The sequence below is a fragment of the Streptomyces sp. NPDC048566 genome (assembly GCF_043199735.1).
Classification (GTDB): domain Bacteria; phylum Actinomycetota; class Actinomycetes; order Streptomycetales; family Streptomycetaceae; genus Streptomyces.
This window is the reverse complement of sequence record NZ_JBICWL010000013.1, coordinates 1-16,275: the sequence shown is the minus strand read 5'-3', so window position 1 is coordinate 16,275 and position 16,275 is coordinate 1. Positions and strand designations below refer to the sequence as shown.

General features: G+C 71.0%; 13 protein-coding genes and 5 tRNA genes. 9 read left to right on the top strand and 9 right to left on the bottom strand.

Going from position 1 to position 16,275, the window contains the following annotated elements; all coding sequences use genetic code 11:
- The first annotated feature begins 33 nt into the window (after window positions 1-33).
- Window positions 34-750: an IclR family transcriptional regulator NdgR gene (gene ndgR, locus ACGFS9_RS20340; RefSeq protein WP_028806673.1), complete on the top strand. Its 717-nt coding sequence runs from the start codon at window positions 34-36 to the stop codon at window positions 748-750.
- Window positions 751-967: 217 nt separating this feature from the next.
- Here ndgR and ACGFS9_RS20335 read toward each other — a convergent pair.
- From ACGFS9_RS20335 to ACGFS9_RS20295, 9 genes are all read right to left on the bottom strand, one after another.
- Window positions 968-1,040 (bottom strand) — tRNA-Glu (locus tag ACGFS9_RS20335).
- Window positions 1,041-1,069: 29 nt separating this feature from the next.
- Window positions 1,070-1,141, bottom strand: a tRNA-Gln gene (locus ACGFS9_RS20330).
- 16 nt (window positions 1,142-1,157) lie between these two features.
- Window positions 1,158-1,230: transfer RNA gene (locus ACGFS9_RS20325), tRNA-Glu, on the bottom strand.
- 62 nt (window positions 1,231-1,292) lie between these two features.
- Window positions 1,293-1,365: transfer RNA gene (locus ACGFS9_RS20320), tRNA-Glu, on the bottom strand.
- A gap of 42 nt (window positions 1,366-1,407) precedes the next feature.
- A tRNA-Gln gene (locus tag ACGFS9_RS20315) sits at window positions 1,408-1,479 on the bottom strand.
- An 89-nt stretch (window positions 1,480-1,568) separates the two neighbouring features.
- Window positions 1,569-2,303: an HAD family hydrolase gene (locus ACGFS9_RS20310; protein ID WP_393254955.1), complete on the bottom strand. Its 735-nt coding sequence runs from the start codon at window positions 2,301-2,303 to the stop codon at window positions 1,569-1,571.
- A gap of 157 nt (window positions 2,304-2,460) precedes the next feature.
- Window positions 2,461-3,936, bottom strand: coding sequence for a glutamate--tRNA ligase (gltX, locus tag ACGFS9_RS20305; RefSeq protein ID WP_393254953.1), 1,476 nt, complete (start codon window positions 3,934-3,936; stop codon window positions 2,461-2,463).
- Window positions 3,929-4,705, bottom strand: coding sequence for a fumarylacetoacetate hydrolase family protein (locus ACGFS9_RS20300; protein ID WP_393254951.1), 777 nt, complete (start codon window positions 4,703-4,705; stop codon window positions 3,929-3,931). The genes gltX and ACGFS9_RS20300 overlap by 8 nt, the downstream gene beginning before the upstream one ends.
- Window positions 4,706-4,818: 113 nt before the next feature.
- Window positions 4,819-5,004 carry a hypothetical protein gene (locus ACGFS9_RS20295; protein WP_393254950.1) on the bottom strand — a complete coding sequence of 62 codons (186 nt, stop codon included), beginning with the start codon at window positions 5,002-5,004 and terminating at the stop codon, window positions 4,819-4,821.
- Window positions 5,005-5,600: 596 nt separating this feature from the next.
- On the opposite strand from ACGFS9_RS20295, the gene ACGFS9_RS20290 reads away from it, so the two are divergent.
- The 8 genes from ACGFS9_RS20290 (at window position 5,601) to ACGFS9_RS20255 (ending at window position 16,176) form a co-directional block, all read left to right on the top strand.
- Window positions 5,601-9,425, top strand: a complete 3,825-nt coding sequence (locus ACGFS9_RS20290) for a nitrate- and nitrite sensing domain-containing protein (RefSeq protein ID WP_393254948.1) — start codon at window positions 5,601-5,603, stop codon at window positions 9,423-9,425.
- A gap of 9 nt (window positions 9,426-9,434) precedes the next feature.
- Window positions 9,435-9,848: a roadblock/LC7 domain-containing protein gene (locus ACGFS9_RS20285; RefSeq protein WP_095936862.1), complete on the top strand. Its 414-nt coding sequence runs from the start codon at window positions 9,435-9,437 to the stop codon at window positions 9,846-9,848.
- A 111-nt stretch (window positions 9,849-9,959) separates the two neighbouring features.
- Complete coding sequence (locus ACGFS9_RS20280) at window positions 9,960-10,358, top strand: DUF742 domain-containing protein (protein WP_059131717.1); 399 nt, start codon at window positions 9,960-9,962, stop codon at window positions 10,356-10,358.
- Entirely contained in the window at window positions 10,339-10,914 is a 576-nt protein-coding gene (locus tag ACGFS9_RS20275; protein WP_028802395.1) for an ATP/GTP-binding protein, read from the top strand. Before ACGFS9_RS20280 ends, ACGFS9_RS20275 begins: the two co-directional genes overlap by 20 nt.
- A gap of 354 nt (window positions 10,915-11,268) precedes the next feature.
- Window positions 11,269-14,499 (top strand): nitrate- and nitrite sensing domain-containing protein, encoded by a 3,231-nt coding sequence (locus tag ACGFS9_RS20270; RefSeq protein WP_393254946.1) that lies wholly within the window; start codon window positions 11,269-11,271, stop codon window positions 14,497-14,499.
- A gap of 10 nt (window positions 14,500-14,509) precedes the next feature.
- Window positions 14,510-14,923: a roadblock/LC7 domain-containing protein gene (locus ACGFS9_RS20265; protein WP_054219305.1), complete on the top strand. Its 414-nt coding sequence runs from the start codon at window positions 14,510-14,512 to the stop codon at window positions 14,921-14,923.
- A 94-nt stretch (window positions 14,924-15,017) separates the two neighbouring features.
- Window positions 15,018-15,614 carry a DUF742 domain-containing protein gene (locus ACGFS9_RS20260; RefSeq protein WP_393254944.1) on the top strand — a complete coding sequence of 199 codons (597 nt, stop codon included), beginning with the start codon at window positions 15,018-15,020 and terminating at the stop codon, window positions 15,612-15,614.
- Window positions 15,595-16,176 carry an ATP/GTP-binding protein gene (locus tag ACGFS9_RS20255; protein ID WP_046729246.1) on the top strand — a complete coding sequence of 194 codons (582 nt, stop codon included), beginning with the start codon at window positions 15,595-15,597 and terminating at the stop codon, window positions 16,174-16,176. Before ACGFS9_RS20260 ends, ACGFS9_RS20255 begins: the two co-directional genes overlap by 20 nt.
- Window positions 16,177-16,275 lie beyond the last annotated feature (99 nt).

The window sequence follows — 16,275 nt, the reverse complement described above, 5'->3', positions numbered from 1 at the left end:
GCGTTTCACAGAGTGAGACGCGAGTATCGTTTCATGGACAACAGTAGCGGCGTCGGCGTTCTGGACAAGGCAGCCCTTGTCCTGAGCGCTCTGGAGTCCGGTCCGGCCACCCTCGCGGGCCTGGTCGCGGCGACCGGACTGGCACGGCCCACGGCACATCGCCTCGCCGTGGCACTCGAGCACCACCGCATGGTGGCGCGTGACATGCAGGGCAGGTTCATCCTCGGCCCGCGGCTCGCGGAGCTGGCCGCGGCCGCCGGCGAGGACCGGCTGCTCGCGACGGCGGGCCCGGTGCTCACGCACCTGCGGGACATCACCGGCGAGAGCGCGCAGCTCTACCGCCGCCAGGGCGACATGCGCATCTGCGTCGCCGCGGCCGAGCGGCTGTCGGGGCTGCGGGACACCGTGCCGGTGGGCTCCACCCTGACCATGAAGGCCGGTTCGTCGGCCCAGATCCTGATGGCCTGGGAGGAGCCGGAGCGGCTGCACCGCGGCCTCCAGGGGGCCCGCTTCACCGCGACCGCGCTGTCGGGTGTCCGGCGCCGCGGCTGGGCCCAGTCGATCGGTGAGCGCGAGCCGGGCGTCGCGTCCGTGTCCGCGCCGGTCCGCGGCCCGTCGAACCGCGTGGTCGCCGCCGTCTCGGTCTCCGGGCCGATCGAGCGGCTGACCCGGCATCCGGGCCGGATGCACGCCCAGGCGGTCATCGACGCCGCCGGCCGCCTCTCCGAGGCGCTGCGGCGCACCGGCTGACCGGCACCCCGATCGCCCGCGCTCCGGGACGGGCCGGCCTCAACGCCGCGGCAGGCCCGCCCGGAGCATCCGAACGCCCGCCCCGCACCGCCGGGTTGGCACCATCGCCGGGGCGGCACGCCCTTGGCGCGGCGGGGCGGGGGCGGAGGACGACGGGGACGCGGGCCCGGGAACGCCGAAAGGGCCTCCACCGAAGTGGAGACCCTTTCGGATCGCGTACCCCCGACCGGATTCGAACCGGCGCTACCGCCTTGAGAGGGCGGCGTGCTAGGCCGCTACACAACGGGGGCCTTGGATCGTGCGTTTCCGCAGATCCGAGCTGGGCTACCAGGACTCGAACCTAGAATGACGGTACCAGAAACCGTAGTGTTGCCAATTACACCATAGCCCATGGTGGTTTAGACCAGTACCCCCGACCGGATTCGAACCGGCGCTACCGCCTTGAGAGGGCGGCGTGCTAGGCCGCTACACAACGGGGGCCCTAGCGATCCTGCATGAGAGGCAGCGGGTGCGACCCGGACTGTCCCCCTGGGAAGGATCTGTACCCCCGACCGGATTCGAACCGGCGCTACTGCCTTGAGAGGGCAGCGTGCTAGGCCGCTACACAACGGGGGCTTTGCGGAGCTGGTCTCCGCGGGTGCAGATGAGCTCTGCGAGCTGGCCTACCAGGACTCGAACCTAGACTAACGGAACCAGAAACCGTCGTGCTGCCAATTACACCATAGGCCACCGAGACGCCATCCCCTGCGGGATTCTGTCTTGGTTAGCGCCTCCGAGCTCCGGCCTTTCGGCCCGTTCCCGGCGGCGCAGGAAGAACATTACCCGAAGGTGGACGGCGCTCCAAAACGGGTATCGGCGCCGAGCAGCGCGGGGAGTTCGGCCAGCGTCGCGATGCGGTGCGGACCCGCCGGCGGGCCGCCGGGCGCGCGGTGGGCGCCCGTGCGGTCGATCCACACGGAGAGCAGGCCCGCCTCGGCGGCGCCCCGTCCGTCGATCTCCGGATGGTCGCCGACGTAGGCCACCCGGTGCGGGGGCAGGTCCAGGGCCTCGCAGGCCGCGTGGAAGGCGGCCGCCGCGGGCTTGGAGACGCCGAGTTCGGCGGCGCACAGGATCGCCTCGAAGCGGTCGTGCACCCCGAGGACGCGCAGCTTGCGGTCCTGGACGAGGAGGCTGGAATTGGACAGCACCGCGTGCCGGTGGCCGGCCGCCAGGGCGTCGAGGGCGGGCAGGACGTCGGGGAACAGCATCCAGGCGGACTCGTAGTGCGTGATGTAGCGGTCGAACCAGGCGTCGGCGTCGGCGTCGGCGAGTTCCGCTCCCAGGAACACCCGGACGCGGTCGCGGCGCTGACCCGGCCAGTCCGTCTCGCCCGCGGAGAAGCGCGCCCACTGCGCGTCGGTGACCTCGCGCCAGCGGTCCAGGGCCCGCTCGACGGAGCCGTCCGCGTCGAGCAGGCCCTCGGCCGCGAGGTGGCCGCGCATCCCGGCCCGGTCCGCGGCCGTGTAGTCGAAGATCGTGTCGTCGATGTCCCAGACCACCGCGTCGATGCCCATGGCCCGACCGTATCGCCGCGGGCGGCCGGCTGTCCCGGGGAAGGCACCCGCGGTCGCCACCGGGGCGCCTCGCCGGTGGAGCGAAGCGGGCCCCGAACGTGGGAAGGGGGCGGTGTCCGGTCCGGACACCGCCCCCTTCCGCTTTCCGCGGAGGCCGTCAGGCGGCGAGCCGCTCCAGGGCGGCGTCCACGCGGGCCAGGGTCTTGTCCTTGCCCAGGATCTCCAGGGACTCGAAGAGCGGCAGACCGACCGTGCGGCCGGTCACGGCGACGCGCACCGGGGCCTGCGCCTTGCCGAGCTTCAGGCCGTGCTCCTCGCCGGCGGCCAGGACGGCCTCCTTGAGGGACTCCGGGGAGGACCAGTCGGCCGCGTCGAGCCGTGCCCGGGCCGTGCGCAGGAGGGCGTCGCTGCCCTCCTTCATCGCCTTCGCCCAGGACGCCTCGTCGACGGCCGGCTCGGGCAGGAACAGGAAGTCGACGTTGTCGGTGATCTCGGAGAGCACCTTCATCCGCGACTGGGCGTGCGGGGCGATCGCCTGCCACTTGGCCTCGTCGAAGTCCTCCGGCGCCCAGGGGGCGAAGGGGGCGCGCAGCCAGGGGGCGCAGCGCTCGGTGAAGTCCTTCACGTCGAGCATGCGGATGTGGTCGCCGTTGATCGCCTCGCACTTCTTCAGGTCGAAGCGCGCCGGGTTCGGGTTCACGTCCGTGACGTCGAAGGCCGCCACCATCTCCTCGACGGAGAACAGGTCGCGGTCCGCCGCGAGCGACCAGCCGAGCAGGGAGAGGTAGTTCAGCAGCCCCTCGGGCAGGAAGCCGCGCTCCCGGTACAGGTTGAGCGAGGACTCCGGGTCGCGCTTGGAGAGCTTCTTGTTGCCCTCGCCCATGACGTACGGGAGGTGGCCGAAGGCCGGGGTGCCCTGGGCGATCCCCAGCTCGGTCAGCGCCTTGTAGAGGGCGATCTGCCGGGGGGTGGAGGAGAGCAGGTCCTCGCCGCGCAGGACGTGGGTGATCTCCATGAGGGCGTCGTCGACCGGGTTGACCAGGGTGTACAGCGGTGCGCCGTTCGCCCGGACGATGCCGAAGTCCGGCACGTTCTCCGGGAGGTAGGTGATCTCGCCGCGCACCAGGTCCTGGAAGGTGATGGCCTCGTCGGGCATCCGGAAGCGGATGATGGGCGTGCGGCCCTCGGCCTCGTAGGCGGCCTTCCGCTCCGCGGTCAGGTCGCGGCAGTGCCCGTCGTAGCCGGATGGCTTGCCGGCGGCGCGGGCCGCGTCGCGCCGGGTGTCCAGCTCCTCGGTCGAGCAGTAGCAGGGGTAGGCGTACCCCGCGTCCAGCAGCTTGGCGGCGACGTCGGCGTAGAGGTCCATGCGCTGCGACTGGCGGTACGGCGCGTGCGGGCCGCCGATCTCGGGGCCCTCGTCCCAGTCGAAGCCCAGCCAGCGCATCGCGTCGAGGAGCTGCCCGTAGGACTCCTCGGAGTCGCGGGCCGCGTCGGTGTCCTCGATGCGGAAGACCAGGGTGCCTTCGTTGTGCCGGGCGAAGGCCCAGTTGAACAGGGCGGTGCGGACCAGGCCCACGTGGGGGTTGCCGGTCGGGGACGGACAGAAACGTACGCGGACGGTCGCGTTAGCCACGCTTGATCACCTTGTTGGTGAGAGTGCCGATACCTTCGATGGTGACGGCGACCTCGTCGCCGACGTTGAGGGGGCCGACTCCGGCCGGGCTCCCGGTGAGGACGACGTCGCCGGGGAGCAGCGTCATGGCCTCGGTGATGTTGACGATCAGGTCCTCGACGGAGTGGATCATCTCGCTGGTCCGGCCGAGCTGGCGCTGCAGGCCGTTGACCGTGCACTGGATGGTGAGGTCGGCGGGGTCCACGTCCGTCTCCACCCAGGGGCCGAGCGGGCAGGAGGTGTCGAAGCCCTTGGCTCTGGCCCACTGCTTCTCGCGCCGCTGGACGTCGCGCGCGGTGACGTCGTTGGCGCAGGTGTAGCCGAGGATGACGTCCTTGACCCGTTCACGCGGGACCTCGCGGCACATCCGGCCGATCACCACGGCGAGTTCCGCCTCGTGGTGCAGCTCGCTGGTGAACGAGGGGTACTGGATCGGGTCGCCGGGGCCGGTGACCGAGGTCGAGGGCTTGAAGAAGGCGAACGGGGTCTCGGGGACCTCGTTGCCGAGTTCCCCGGCGTGCTCCGCGTAGTTGCGGGCGAACGCCACGACCTTGTTCGGCAGCACCGGCGGCAGCAGGCGCACCTTGCTCAGCGGGACCTTGGTGCCGGAGAGCTCGAAGTCCGCGAACGGGATGCCCCGGATGATGTCGAGGACGAGTTCGTCCGGCTTGTCGCCCTCGACCGCGCCGAACGCGACGTTGCCGTCGATGGAGAATCTGGCGATGCGCACGGGATGCCTGCGCCCCTCACTGAGCTGGCTGGAGTCTGACGCCCCAGGCTAACGCGGCAGGGGATGCGGGCCTCGCTCCCGCCGGCCGGGCCGGCCGGTGCGCGCCGCCCGGTTCACTCGGCGGTGGCGGCGACCGGCTTCTCCATGAGGACGGTGCGGCGGGGGTTGGCCGTCTGGCCCGGGAGGTCGAGCGAGTGCTCCGGCTGCTCCGCGGCCTCCAGGGCGCCGGCGTCGTCGAGGTGCGCCAGCGTGGTGCGTCGCGGGTTGGCAATGTTGCGGAACATCATCGTGGTCTTCACCGTTGTACTCGACCTTGTCGTCGCGGGCGCCGGGGGCGAAGGGCCCCTGATAGGCGCGGGTTGTCGGATTCGCCATCCCTGTAAAGCGTCAGGCTAAACATGCAATTCCCGGGCGAAGCCGTGAAGACGCCATGATCGTCATGTGAGTTTGCTCACTCACGCAGGGGCAAAGCGGGCAATGCGGACCCCCGACTCCGGTCGACCAAACGGACATTGCGCCAGTGAACCCACCATTCCGCTCCTGATCATGGCGACTGGGACAGGAGGCGGGCACCGGCGGCTCGGGGGTATACGCCCGGTATGTACGAGATCACTCTGCACATCTCGTGACGCGCCCCTCACGTGCTGTCACGGAGGTCACAGCCTGGTACTCGGCCCTTGTTGGAGATCCTGCACTGTGCTGGAATTCCACGGACCGCCGCGGGATACGAACCGGCGCGCAGGGGCGCAACGCAGCGCCGAGTGGCGGCGGGAAGGGGGAGCCTGCGCCGGGTCACTCACGACCACACCAAGAGGCGCATCTGCGCCTTTGTACGACGCCGACACCGTCCCGCCGTTCGCGCGGAGGGGCGCCTGGTCCAGAGGTTGCGACGCTAGTGCAGGGACGTTTCAAGAGGGATGGCAGCGCTTCGGCGGAGCCGGAGCCGCGCGGCGGGACCGACCGCGGTTCCTCGCCCCAGCACGCCCAGAACCAGGGACCGGCGGAGGCCGGCGGCAGCGGCGAGCAGTCCGCCCGCCCCGGCGCGAAGCCCAAGGCCCCCACCACCACTCCGGCCGCCGCGCCGAAGGGCACCCCGGGCCCCGGCCCGCGCGTCGCCCTGCGCAACTGGCGCATCTCGACGCGACTCGTGTCGCTGCTCGCGCTCCCGGTGGTCGCCGCGACCTCGCTGGGCGCGCTGCGCATCAACGAGTCGATGGACAACATCCAGCAGCTCGACAACATGAAGCTGCTGACCGAGATGACCAAGCAGGCGACCGAGCTGGCCGCCGCGCTCCAGAAGGAGCGCGACCAGTCGGCCGGCCCGCTGGCGCACGGCGCCACCGACAGCGACTACACGGTCAAGGGTGCGCGCGACGCGACGGACATCGCGAAGAAGCACTTCCTCGAGGGCACGCAGGACATCGACGACGCGACCGCCAAGGGTCAGCTGTCCGGCGTCCGCGACAGCCTCGTCGGCATCGCGAGCGAGCTGATCAAGCTCAACAGCATCCGTGACACCGCCTACAACGACCCGAAGAACTCGATGCAGACGGTGGAGGCGTACCACCGCCTCGTCAGCCAGCTGCTCGCGCTCTCGCAGGACATGGCCGAGGCGACCAGCAACCCGGAGATGATCCAGCGCACCCGCGCGCTGACCGCCTTCTCCACCGCCAAGGAGTACGCCTCCGTCCAGCGTGCCGTCATCGCCGCGGCCCTGCCGGAGCAGCCGAAGACCTACGGAACGCTCTCCGAGAACGACCAGCTGTACGCGCTCTCCGCCCAGGAGAGCGAAGACTCGGAGATGAACAGCTTCAAGACCATCTACGGCGCCGGCAACGCCGACCTGCTGAAGCCGATCGAGAGCGGAACGCCGATCATCCAGCAGGCCGACCAGTACGCCCGCCGCGTGCTGAGCGGCAAGGACGGTCTGAAGACCCAGAACAAGCGGTCCTACAAGGACTGGGTCGACGACGACTCGACCAAGATCGACAAGATGTCGACGATCGAGACCACGCTGCTCGGCCAGATGGAGCAGAAGGCCCGTCAGCTGCGCAACGAGTCCGAGAGCGAAGCGATCATCTCGGGTGCGCTGATCCTGCTCGTGCTCGGCGTCTCACTCGTCGGCGCCTTCGTGGTGGCCCGGTCCATGATCCGCTCGCTGCGGCGCCTCCAGGACACCGCCACCCGGGTCGCCCAGGACCGCCTGCCCGAGCTGGTCAAGCAGCTCTCGGAGTCGGACCCGCAGGACGTCGACACCTCCGTCGAGTCCGTCGGTGTGCACTCCCGGGACGAGATCGGCCAGGTGGCCGCGGCCTTCGACGACGTGCACCGCGAGGCCGTCCGCCTCGCCGCCGAGCAGGCCCTGCTGCGGGGCAACGTCAACGCGATGTTCACCAACCTCTCGCGCCGATCCCAGGGCCTCATCCAGCGCCAGCTCTCGCTCATATCCGAGCTGGAGTCGCGCGAGGCCGACCCCGACCAGCTCTCCTCGCTGTTCAAGCTCGACCACCTCGCGACCCGCATGCGCCGTAACGGCGAGAACCTCCTCGTCCTCGCCGGCGAGGAGCCCGGCCGCCGCTGGACCCGCCCGGTCCCGCTGGTCGACGTCCTGCGCGCCGCCGCCTCCGAGGTGGAGCAGTACGAGCGCATCGAGCTGGCCTCGGTGCCGACCACCGAAGTGGCCGGCCGGGTGGTCAACGACCTCGTGCACCTGCTCGCCGAGCTGCTGGAGAACGCCACCTCGTTCTCCTCCCCGCAGACCAAGGTCAAGGTCACCGGTCACGCCCTGCCCGACGGCCGGGTGCTCATCGAGATCCACGACACCGGCATCGGCCTGTCCCCCGAGGACCTCGCCGCGATCAACGAGCGGCTCGCCTCGCCGCCCACCGTGGACGTCTCCGTCTCCCGCCGCATGGGCCTGTTCGTGGTCGGCCGGCTGTCGCAGCGCCACGGCATCCGCATCCAGCTCCGCCCGTCCGACTCCGGTGGCACGACCGCGCTGGTCATGCTGCCCGTCGACGTCGCCCAGGGCGGCAAGAAGCCCGTTCCGGGCAAGCCCGGCCAGGGCGCGCAGGGTGGCGGTCCCGCCGCCGCGCAGGCATCCGCCGGTCTCGCCGCGGCCCGCCGCGGCAACGGCCAGCAGGGCGGCGCCCCGCTCGGAGCCGGAGCCGGCCCCGCGGGCGGCGGCTCCCTCGGTGCCCCGCCGCAGCGCGGACAGGTCGGCGCCGGCCAGGGAGCGCGGGCCGCGCTGCCCGGCAGCAACCAGGGCGGTCGCCCGGGCGCTCCCGGCGGCGCGCGCGGCCCCCAGGGTCCGGGCGCCGGACAGCAGGGCAGGCCGGCTCCGGCCGGTGCCGGCGCGGGCGCCTTCGGGCAGAACACGCAGGGCGCCCCGCAGGGATTCCACTCCGGCAACGGCAACCAGCAGGGCTTCGGTGACGGACCGGGCTCCGCGAACGCCTTCGGCGACACCTCCGGTGGCCGGCAGAACGCGTTCGGCGGCCCCGGGGGCAACGACTCCCGTCAGCAGAACGGCTTCGGCGGCGGTGCCCCCGCCGCGACGCCGCCGCAGGGCCCGCCGCCCGCCAAGGGCGGACGCCGCCGGCCGCAGCTTCCGGGCCGCGGCGGCGCACGCGCCGAACTGCCCGGCGGCAACGGCGACTCCCGTACGCCGAGCTGGAGCGACGACAACGCGCAGCCCCCGGTGCCGCGCGCGTCGCTGGACTCCCCGCGCGGTCACGAGGACCCCGAGGCCACCTCGCGCATGCCGCGCATCGAGGACCACCAGGGTCCCGCCTCCACCTCCGAGTTCGCCCGTCCCGACTTCGACGCCCCGCGCCCCGGCGCCGGTGGCCCGCAGTACCCCGGGCAGAACAACGGCGGCCAGGGCGGCACCGGGCAGTACCAGCGCCCGGACGCCTACGGCAACGTCGGCCCCTCCCCCGCGAGCGGGAACCCGGCCTCCACCGGCCAGTTCGCGGCCCCGGGCTACGGCGCCTCCCAGGACCCGTCCTCGACCGGCCAGTTCGCCCGCCCGGGCTACGGAGCGACCCAGGACCCCTCGTCCACCGGGCAGTTCGCGGCGCCGGGTTACGACAACCGGCAGGACCCCTCGTCCACCGGGCAGTTCGAGCGGCCCGCGGTACCGCAGGAGCCCGAGGCGCTTCCTCCGGCGACGAGCCCCGGCGACGGCCGCACCCCGCTGTTCGACACCCTGGAGACCAACTGGTTCCACGGTCAGGCGAACGGCACGGGTGCCAACGGCTCCGGCGCCAACGGCACGGGGGCGAACGGCTCCGGCGCCAACGGCTCCGCCGCCGACGGCGCCCACCGGAACAACGGTTCCCAGGGGTCCGCCCCGGCTGTCCCCCAGCAGCCGCAGGGTCCCTCGGCGCCGCCGCAGCGGTCCGCCGCCGCACCGGCCGCCGCCTCGTGGCGCAGCTCTCCCAACGACGACCTCGTCCGGCAGGCAGAGCGCGTCCGTCAACCGTCGGCGGGCGGGGTCACCACCTCGGGCCTGCCGCGCCGCGTCCCGCGCGCCAACCTCGTCGCGGGCACGGCACAGCAGCAACAGCACCAAAGCGGTCCGCAGGTCTCCCGTGCGCCTGACGACGTACGCGGCCGGCTGACCAATCTCCGTAGGGGCATCCAGCAGGGTCGACAGGCCGCTCCCGGCGGCCAGACCGGCAGCTTCCCCAGCCCCACTCACCAGCAGGAGCGTTAGTTGAGCCCGATGAGCCAGGCGGCACAGAACCTCAACTGGTTGATCACCAACTTCGTGGACAACACCCCCGGGGTGTCCCACACCGTCGTCGTGTCCGCCGACGGACTCCTTCTGGCCATGTCCGAAGGCTTTCCCCGCGACCGCGCCGACCAGCTCGCGGCCGTGGCCTCCGGACTCACCTCGCTGACCGCCGGGGCATCCCGGATCTTCGAGGGCGGCACGGTGGCCCAGACCGTCGTGGAGATGGAGCGCGGCTTCCTCTTCCTGATGTCCATCTCGGACGGATCGTCCCTCGCGGTCCTCTCCCACCCGGAGTGCGACATCGGTCTCGTCGGCTACGAGATGGCGCTGCTGGTCGACCGTGCCGGCGCCGTTCTCACGCCGGACCTGCGCGCCGAACTACAAGGCAGTCTGCTTCACTGACCGCCCCCGGATCCAGACACCGCACGAAATCACCGTCCGGCCGCCACAATCCCCCCACCGGCCCCTACAGACGGCACGACTGACCGACTTGCTGTCCCGCCCGGAGGATTCATGACACCGCCCACCGCCTCTCATGATCCGTACGCTGAGCCGTACGGGGACGAGGGCGACCAGCCGCTGGTACGTCCGTACGCGATGACCGGCGGCCGGACCCGGCCGCGGTACCAACTCGCCATAGAGGCGCTGATCAGCACCACCGCCGACCCTGCGCAGCTGATGGGGCTGCTCCCGGAACACCAGCGCATCTGCCACCTGTGCCGGGAAGTGAAGTCGGTGGCCGAGGTGTCGGCCCTGCTGTCCATGCCCCTCGGCGTGGCCAGGATCCTCGTCGCGGACCTCGCGGAGGCCGGACTCGTCGCCATTCACCAGCCTGGCGGCGATGAGAACAACGGCGGCGCGCCGGACGTGACTTTGCTCGAAAGGGTGCTCAGTGGACTTCGCAAGCTCTGACGGAGGCCGGGCGACCACCTCCGCGAAGATCGTCGTGGCGGGTGGCTTCGGTGTCGGCAAGACCACGTTCGTGGGCGCCGTCTCGGAGATCAACCCGCTGCGCACCGAGGCCGTCATGACCTCCGCCTCGGCGGGCATCGACGACCTCACGCACACCGGGGACAAGACCACCACCACGGTGGCCATGGACTTCGGCCGTATCACCCTGGACCAGGACCTGATCCTGTACCTGTTCGGTACGCCCGGTCAGGACCGCTTCTGGTTCATGTGGGACGACCTGGTCCGCGGTGCCATCGGCGCGGTGGTCCTGGTCGACACCCGCCGTCTCGCCGACTGCTTCCCCGCGGTCGACTACTTCGAGAACAGCGGTCTGCCGTTCGTCATCGCCCTCAACGGCTTCGACGGTCACCAGCCGTACAACCCCGAGGAAGTACGCGAGGCGCTCCAGATCGGTCCGGACGCTCCGATCATCACGACGGACGCCCGGCACCGTGCGGATGCGAAGAGCGCGCTGATCACGCTGGTGGAGCACGCCCTCATGGCCCGGCTGCGGTAGCAGCCAAGTCGACAGTTCCATAAGGAAGTTGTCGTAGACGTGCTGGAGCCGGCTGTGTCGTTTGACACGGTCGGCCACAGTGTTCATAACGTTTCGACAGAGAATTTCACCGGCGCCGACACGGTTCGCGGTCACCCGGTACCGCTGCGCTCACGAAAGCCCCGTCTTTTGGCGGGGCTCGCTCTTTATGACCGTTTTATCTGTGACCGGCACCGCGCGGAACCCCTGGTTCCGAGTGTTTGGAAGGGCGCTCCCTGACGTGCTCAAATGCGCTGAACTGCCCAGTAGCAAGTCACGGGCGCTGGAGATACCGCGGCACAACACAGGTGCCGACGCCGAGAGGTTGTTGGTCGAGTGAGGCGAAGCACGAACGGTCCCGAGCCGTCGGCACGGGGCAACTTCACCCCGCCGCCGCGCGGAGCGGCGCCCGCACACATGCCCGGCCCGGAGCCCGTCCCGGCGCCCGCGCCGAGCGGCGGCCGTCTCTCCCCGCGCAACTGGCGCGTGCCGACGAGGCTGAACGCGATCCTGCTCATACCCGTGGTCGTCGGCCTCGTCATGGGCGGCTTCCAGGTGCGCAGCTCGATCGACACCTGGCAGCAGGCCCAGGACGCCGAGAAGACGGCGCGGCTGGTGCAGGCGGCGCTGACCTACGGCGACAAGCTGTTCGTCGAGCGCGACGTCAGCGCGGCCCCGCTGCTCAAGGGCAGCCAGGCCACCGCCAAGGACAAGGCGACCGTCAACGCCGTCCGCAAGGACACCGACGACGCGGCGGACGCCTTCGACGCGGCGGCCCAGGACATGCCGAGCAAGCCCGGCCTGGAGCGCCGGCTCTCGGTCTTCCGCAAGGTCGAGCCCGGACTGGACTCCCTGCGCAAGGCCGCCTACACCTCCAAGCTTCCCGGGGTGAAGACCGAGGAGGGCTACCTCCAGATCCAGCACCCGCTGATGGAGTTCGCCAACGAGCTCGGCCTCGGCACCGGAAACATCACCAGCTACGGCCGTACCGTCTACGCGATCTCCCTCTCCAAGGCGGCCCTGTCGCTGGAGCGCTCCATCGGCATGCACATGCTGGTCCGGCCCGGCCCGGGTGTGAGCAGCCTCGCCAGCCAGCGTGTCGCCCTCTCCTCCTACGCGTACCTGGAGGGCATCGCCGTCGAGGAGTACATCGGCGGCGGCACCCAGGCCGACGCGGACAAGCTCACGACGGCCCAGGCGAAGATCAAGACGGAGCTGACCGAGCAGGCCAAACAGGCCGCCGCGGCGGACCCGAACTACGTGAAGCCGCCGTCCGACCCGACCCAGATGGTCACCACGCTGGCGGGGCTCAAGTCGCCGCTGGAGAGCGACCGCGCGGAACTGGCCGCCAAGGGCGTCACCGCGCAGAACTGGTGGGCGGTCAACACGGCCAAGTACCAGGCCTACCGCCAGATCGAGTCGGACCTCTCCGACAAGGCGGTGGCCGAGGCGGCGGACATCTCCGACAGCGCCAAGACCGACGCCGTCATCACCGGTGCGGCCGTCGTGATCGCCCTGCTGGCGGCGTTCATCCTGGCCGGCATGGTGGCCCGCCAGATGAGCCGCTCGATGCGCCAGCTGCGCAGCGCGGCCTTCAACGTCGCCGAGCAGCGCCTGCCGATGCTGGTCGACCAGCTCTCGCGCACCGATCCCGGCCGCGTCGACACCCGCGTGCAGCCCATCCCGATCACCAGCACGGACGAGATCGGCGAGGTCGCCCGCGCCTTCGACCAGGTCCACCGCGAGGCGGTGCGGCTGGCGGCCGAGCAGGCGCTGCTGCGGGGCAACATCAACGCGATCTTCACCAACCTGTCGCGCCGCAACCAGTCGCTGATCGAGGGCCAGCTGACCCTGATCACCGACCTGGAGAACAACGAGGCCGACCCGGACCAGCTGGAGAACCTCTTCCGGCTGGACCACCTCGCGACCCGTATGCGCCGCAACGGCGAGAACCTGCTCGTCCTCGCCGGCGAGGAGCCCGGCCGCCGCTGGGACCAGCCGGTCCCGCTGGTGGACGTGCTGCGCGCCGCCTCCTCCGAGGTGGAGCAGTACGAGCGCATCGAGCTCTCCGGCGTGCCGGAGGCCGAGATCCACGGCCGCGCCGTGACCGACCTCGTGCACCTGCTCGCCGAGCTGCTGGAGAACGCCACCACGTTCTCCTCCCCGCAGACCAAGGTCCGCGTCACCGCGACCCGTCTCCCGGACGGCCGGATCATGGTCGAGATCCACGACAAGGGCATCGGCCTGACCGCCGAGGACTTCGCGGACATCAACCACAAGCTGGCCAACCCGCCGACCGTGGACGCCGCGATCTCCCAGCGCATGGGCCTGTTCGTGGTCGGCCGGCTGTCCGACCGGCACGGCATCCGCGTCCAGCTGCGCCCCTCGGGCGAGCAGGCCGGCACCACCTCGCTCGTCATGCTCCCCGACGCCATCACCCACGGCGGCGGCGGCGAGCAGCCGATGCGCGACGAGTTCACCGTGTCCCAGATCATCCCGGAGCAGCAGTCGTTCCCGGGCGAGGACTTCGGGGCGCAGCAGCAGCAGCCGATGCTCACCGCCGCGGACCTCGGCTTCGACGACAGCCGCTACGAGGTTCCGGACGACCTGCGCGACCTCGACCCGGTGGGCCGGTCGCTGATGCGCGAGGAGCGCCGGGCGAACCTGGAGGCCCAGACCCAGGGCCCGGACGGTTCCGAGGGCCCGCAGGGCTACGCCGACGGGTTCGACGGCCGGCAGCCCTACGACCAGGGGCGGCCGACCTTCGACGGCGCTCCGGCGTACGACGGCGGCCAGGGCGTGCGCGAGGAGCAGCAGACCACCTACGACCAGCAGACGTCGTACGAGGAACCGCAGCGCGCTGCGTATGACGAGGCGTACTTCCCGTCCACCGGCGGCTACTCTGACTCCTCCTATCCGGAAGCGGCCCAGGAGGAGCACTCCGGGGCCCGGGGTTCCGCGCCGGAGACGCATTCGGGCTTCGAAGAGCCGTCCTACCAGGACGACTGGCCGCGGCAGGACGCGTACCAGGGCGGCTACCGCTCCGGGTACGCTCCGGAAGCGGAATCGCCGCAGGCCGCTGACGTGAGCGAGCAGGACCGCGTAGGCTTCGGTCGTCCGGGACCGGCTCCCTCGGCCGGCCACACGATGACCGATGCCGGACTGCCCCGCCGCGGGTCCACCGGCGGCGGCGACGTGGACGGCAGCGGCCCGCGTTCCGCGGACCGCTCGAGGGAGCAGGCTGCGCCCGCTTCCCCCGGAAGCGGCGGCGACGGCGACTGGCGTTCGTCCAACGACGACCGGTGGCAGCGCGCCGAGCAGCTGAAGAAGCCGAAGGCCGGCGGGGTCACCTCGTCCGGTCTGCCCCGGCGGGTGCCCAAGGCCAACCTGGTCGAGGGCACCGCGGAATCGACCCCCCAGGGCGGCCCCCAGGTCTCCCGCGCTCCCGAGGACGTCCGGGGCAGGCTGAGCAACCTGCGCCGGGGCGTCGAGCGGGGACGCAATGCAGGTAGTGACACGAACGGTCAGGGCTTCGGCTCTGACAGCACCTACAACCAGGAGCGTTAGTGTGAGCCCGATGAGCCAGGCGGCACAGAACCTGAACTGGTTGATCACCAATTTCGTGGACAACACCCCCGGGGTGTCGCACACGGTGGTGGTCTCCGCCGACGGACTCCTTCTGGCCATGTCCGAAGGCTTTCCGCGTGACCGCGCCGACCAGCTGGCCGCCGTCGCGTCCGGTCTGACCTCGCTGACCGCGGGCGCGTCCCGCATCTTCGAGGGCGGCCATGTGAATCAGACGGTTGTGGAGATGGAGCGGGGATTCCTCTTCATCATGTCCGTTTCCGATGGTTCGTCGCTCGCCGTCCTTGCACACCCGGAGGCGGACATCGGCCTCATTGGGTACGAGATGGCGCTTCTGGTGGACCGCGCGGGCACGGTCCTGACCCCGGATCTCCGCGCGGAGCTCCAGGGGAGCCTTCTCAACTAACAGACAGACGGTGCGTATTGGCGTCCCGTAGCCGTAAGGTTTCGGGACGCGGACCCACGGTGATGGGTGCCCGGCACAGTCGGAGGAGGAGAAAGTGGCAACACCCCCAGGCGGTTCGTCTTCGGGCAACTGGTCGTACGGCCCCGGCCAGGGGCACGGCGGCCAGGGCGAGGGTGCGCAGAACCCGAACCGGTACAACTTTCCCTCCGCGCCGAGCCAGCGGCGGCAGCCGTACGCGCCCCAGGGCCCGCAGGGCCCCGGGCCGTCCCCGTACGACCAGCCGCCGGCGCCGCGCATCCAGCCGGTGCAGCCGCAGCGGCGCTCGCCCGAGCCGTCGCCCACCGGCGCGTCCAACCCCCTGGTGCGTCCGTACGCCATGACGGGCGGCCGTACCAGGCCCCGCTACCAGCTCGCCATCGAGGCGCTGGTGCACACCACCGCGCAGCCGCACCAGATGCAGGGGCAGTTGCCCGAGCATCAGCGGATCTGCAACCTCTGCCGGGAGATCAAGTCGGTGGCCGAGATCTCGGCCCTGCTGACGATCCCTCTCGGTGTCGCCAGGATCCTCGTCGCCGACTTGGCGGAGGCGGGCCTGGTCGCCATCCATCAGCCCGGCGGCGACGAGAACGCCGGCGGCCAGCCAGACGTGACTTTGCTCGAAAGGGTGCTCAGTGGACTTCGCAAGCTCTAGCGGAGGGCCTTCCCGCTCCACCACGTCCGCGAAGATCGTGGTGGCGGGCGGCTTCGGCGTGGGCAAGACCACGTTCGTCGGCGCCGTCTCGGAGATCAACCCGCTGCGCACCGAGGCCGTGATGACGTCCGCTTCCGCGGGCATCGACGACCTCACGCACACCGGAGACAAGACGACGACGACCGTCGCCATGGACTTCGGACGCATCACCCTGGACCAGGACCTGATCCTGTACCTGTTCGGCACGCCCGGCCAGGACCGCTTCTGGTTCATGTGGGACGACCTGGTCCGCGGCGCCATCGGCGCGATCGTCCTGGTCGACACCCGGCGCCTCGCCGACTGCTTCCCCGCGGTCGACTACTTCGAGAACAGCGGTCTGCCGTTCGTCATCGCCCTCAACGGCTTCGACGGCAACCAGCCGTACAACCCCGAGGAAGTACGCGAGGCGCTCCAGATCGGTCCGGACACCCCGATCATCACGACGGACGCCCGGCACCGCGCGGACGCCAAGTCGGCGCTGATCACGCTGGTGGAGCACGCCCTCATGGCCCGGCTCCGCTAGCCCTCCGCGCCCGCCGACCTGCGCCGGCAGATCGACGCCCTCGCCCGGCACGCCGTGCCCTACCGAGGCCGACTCGCCTTCCCCGGCGAGCAGATGATG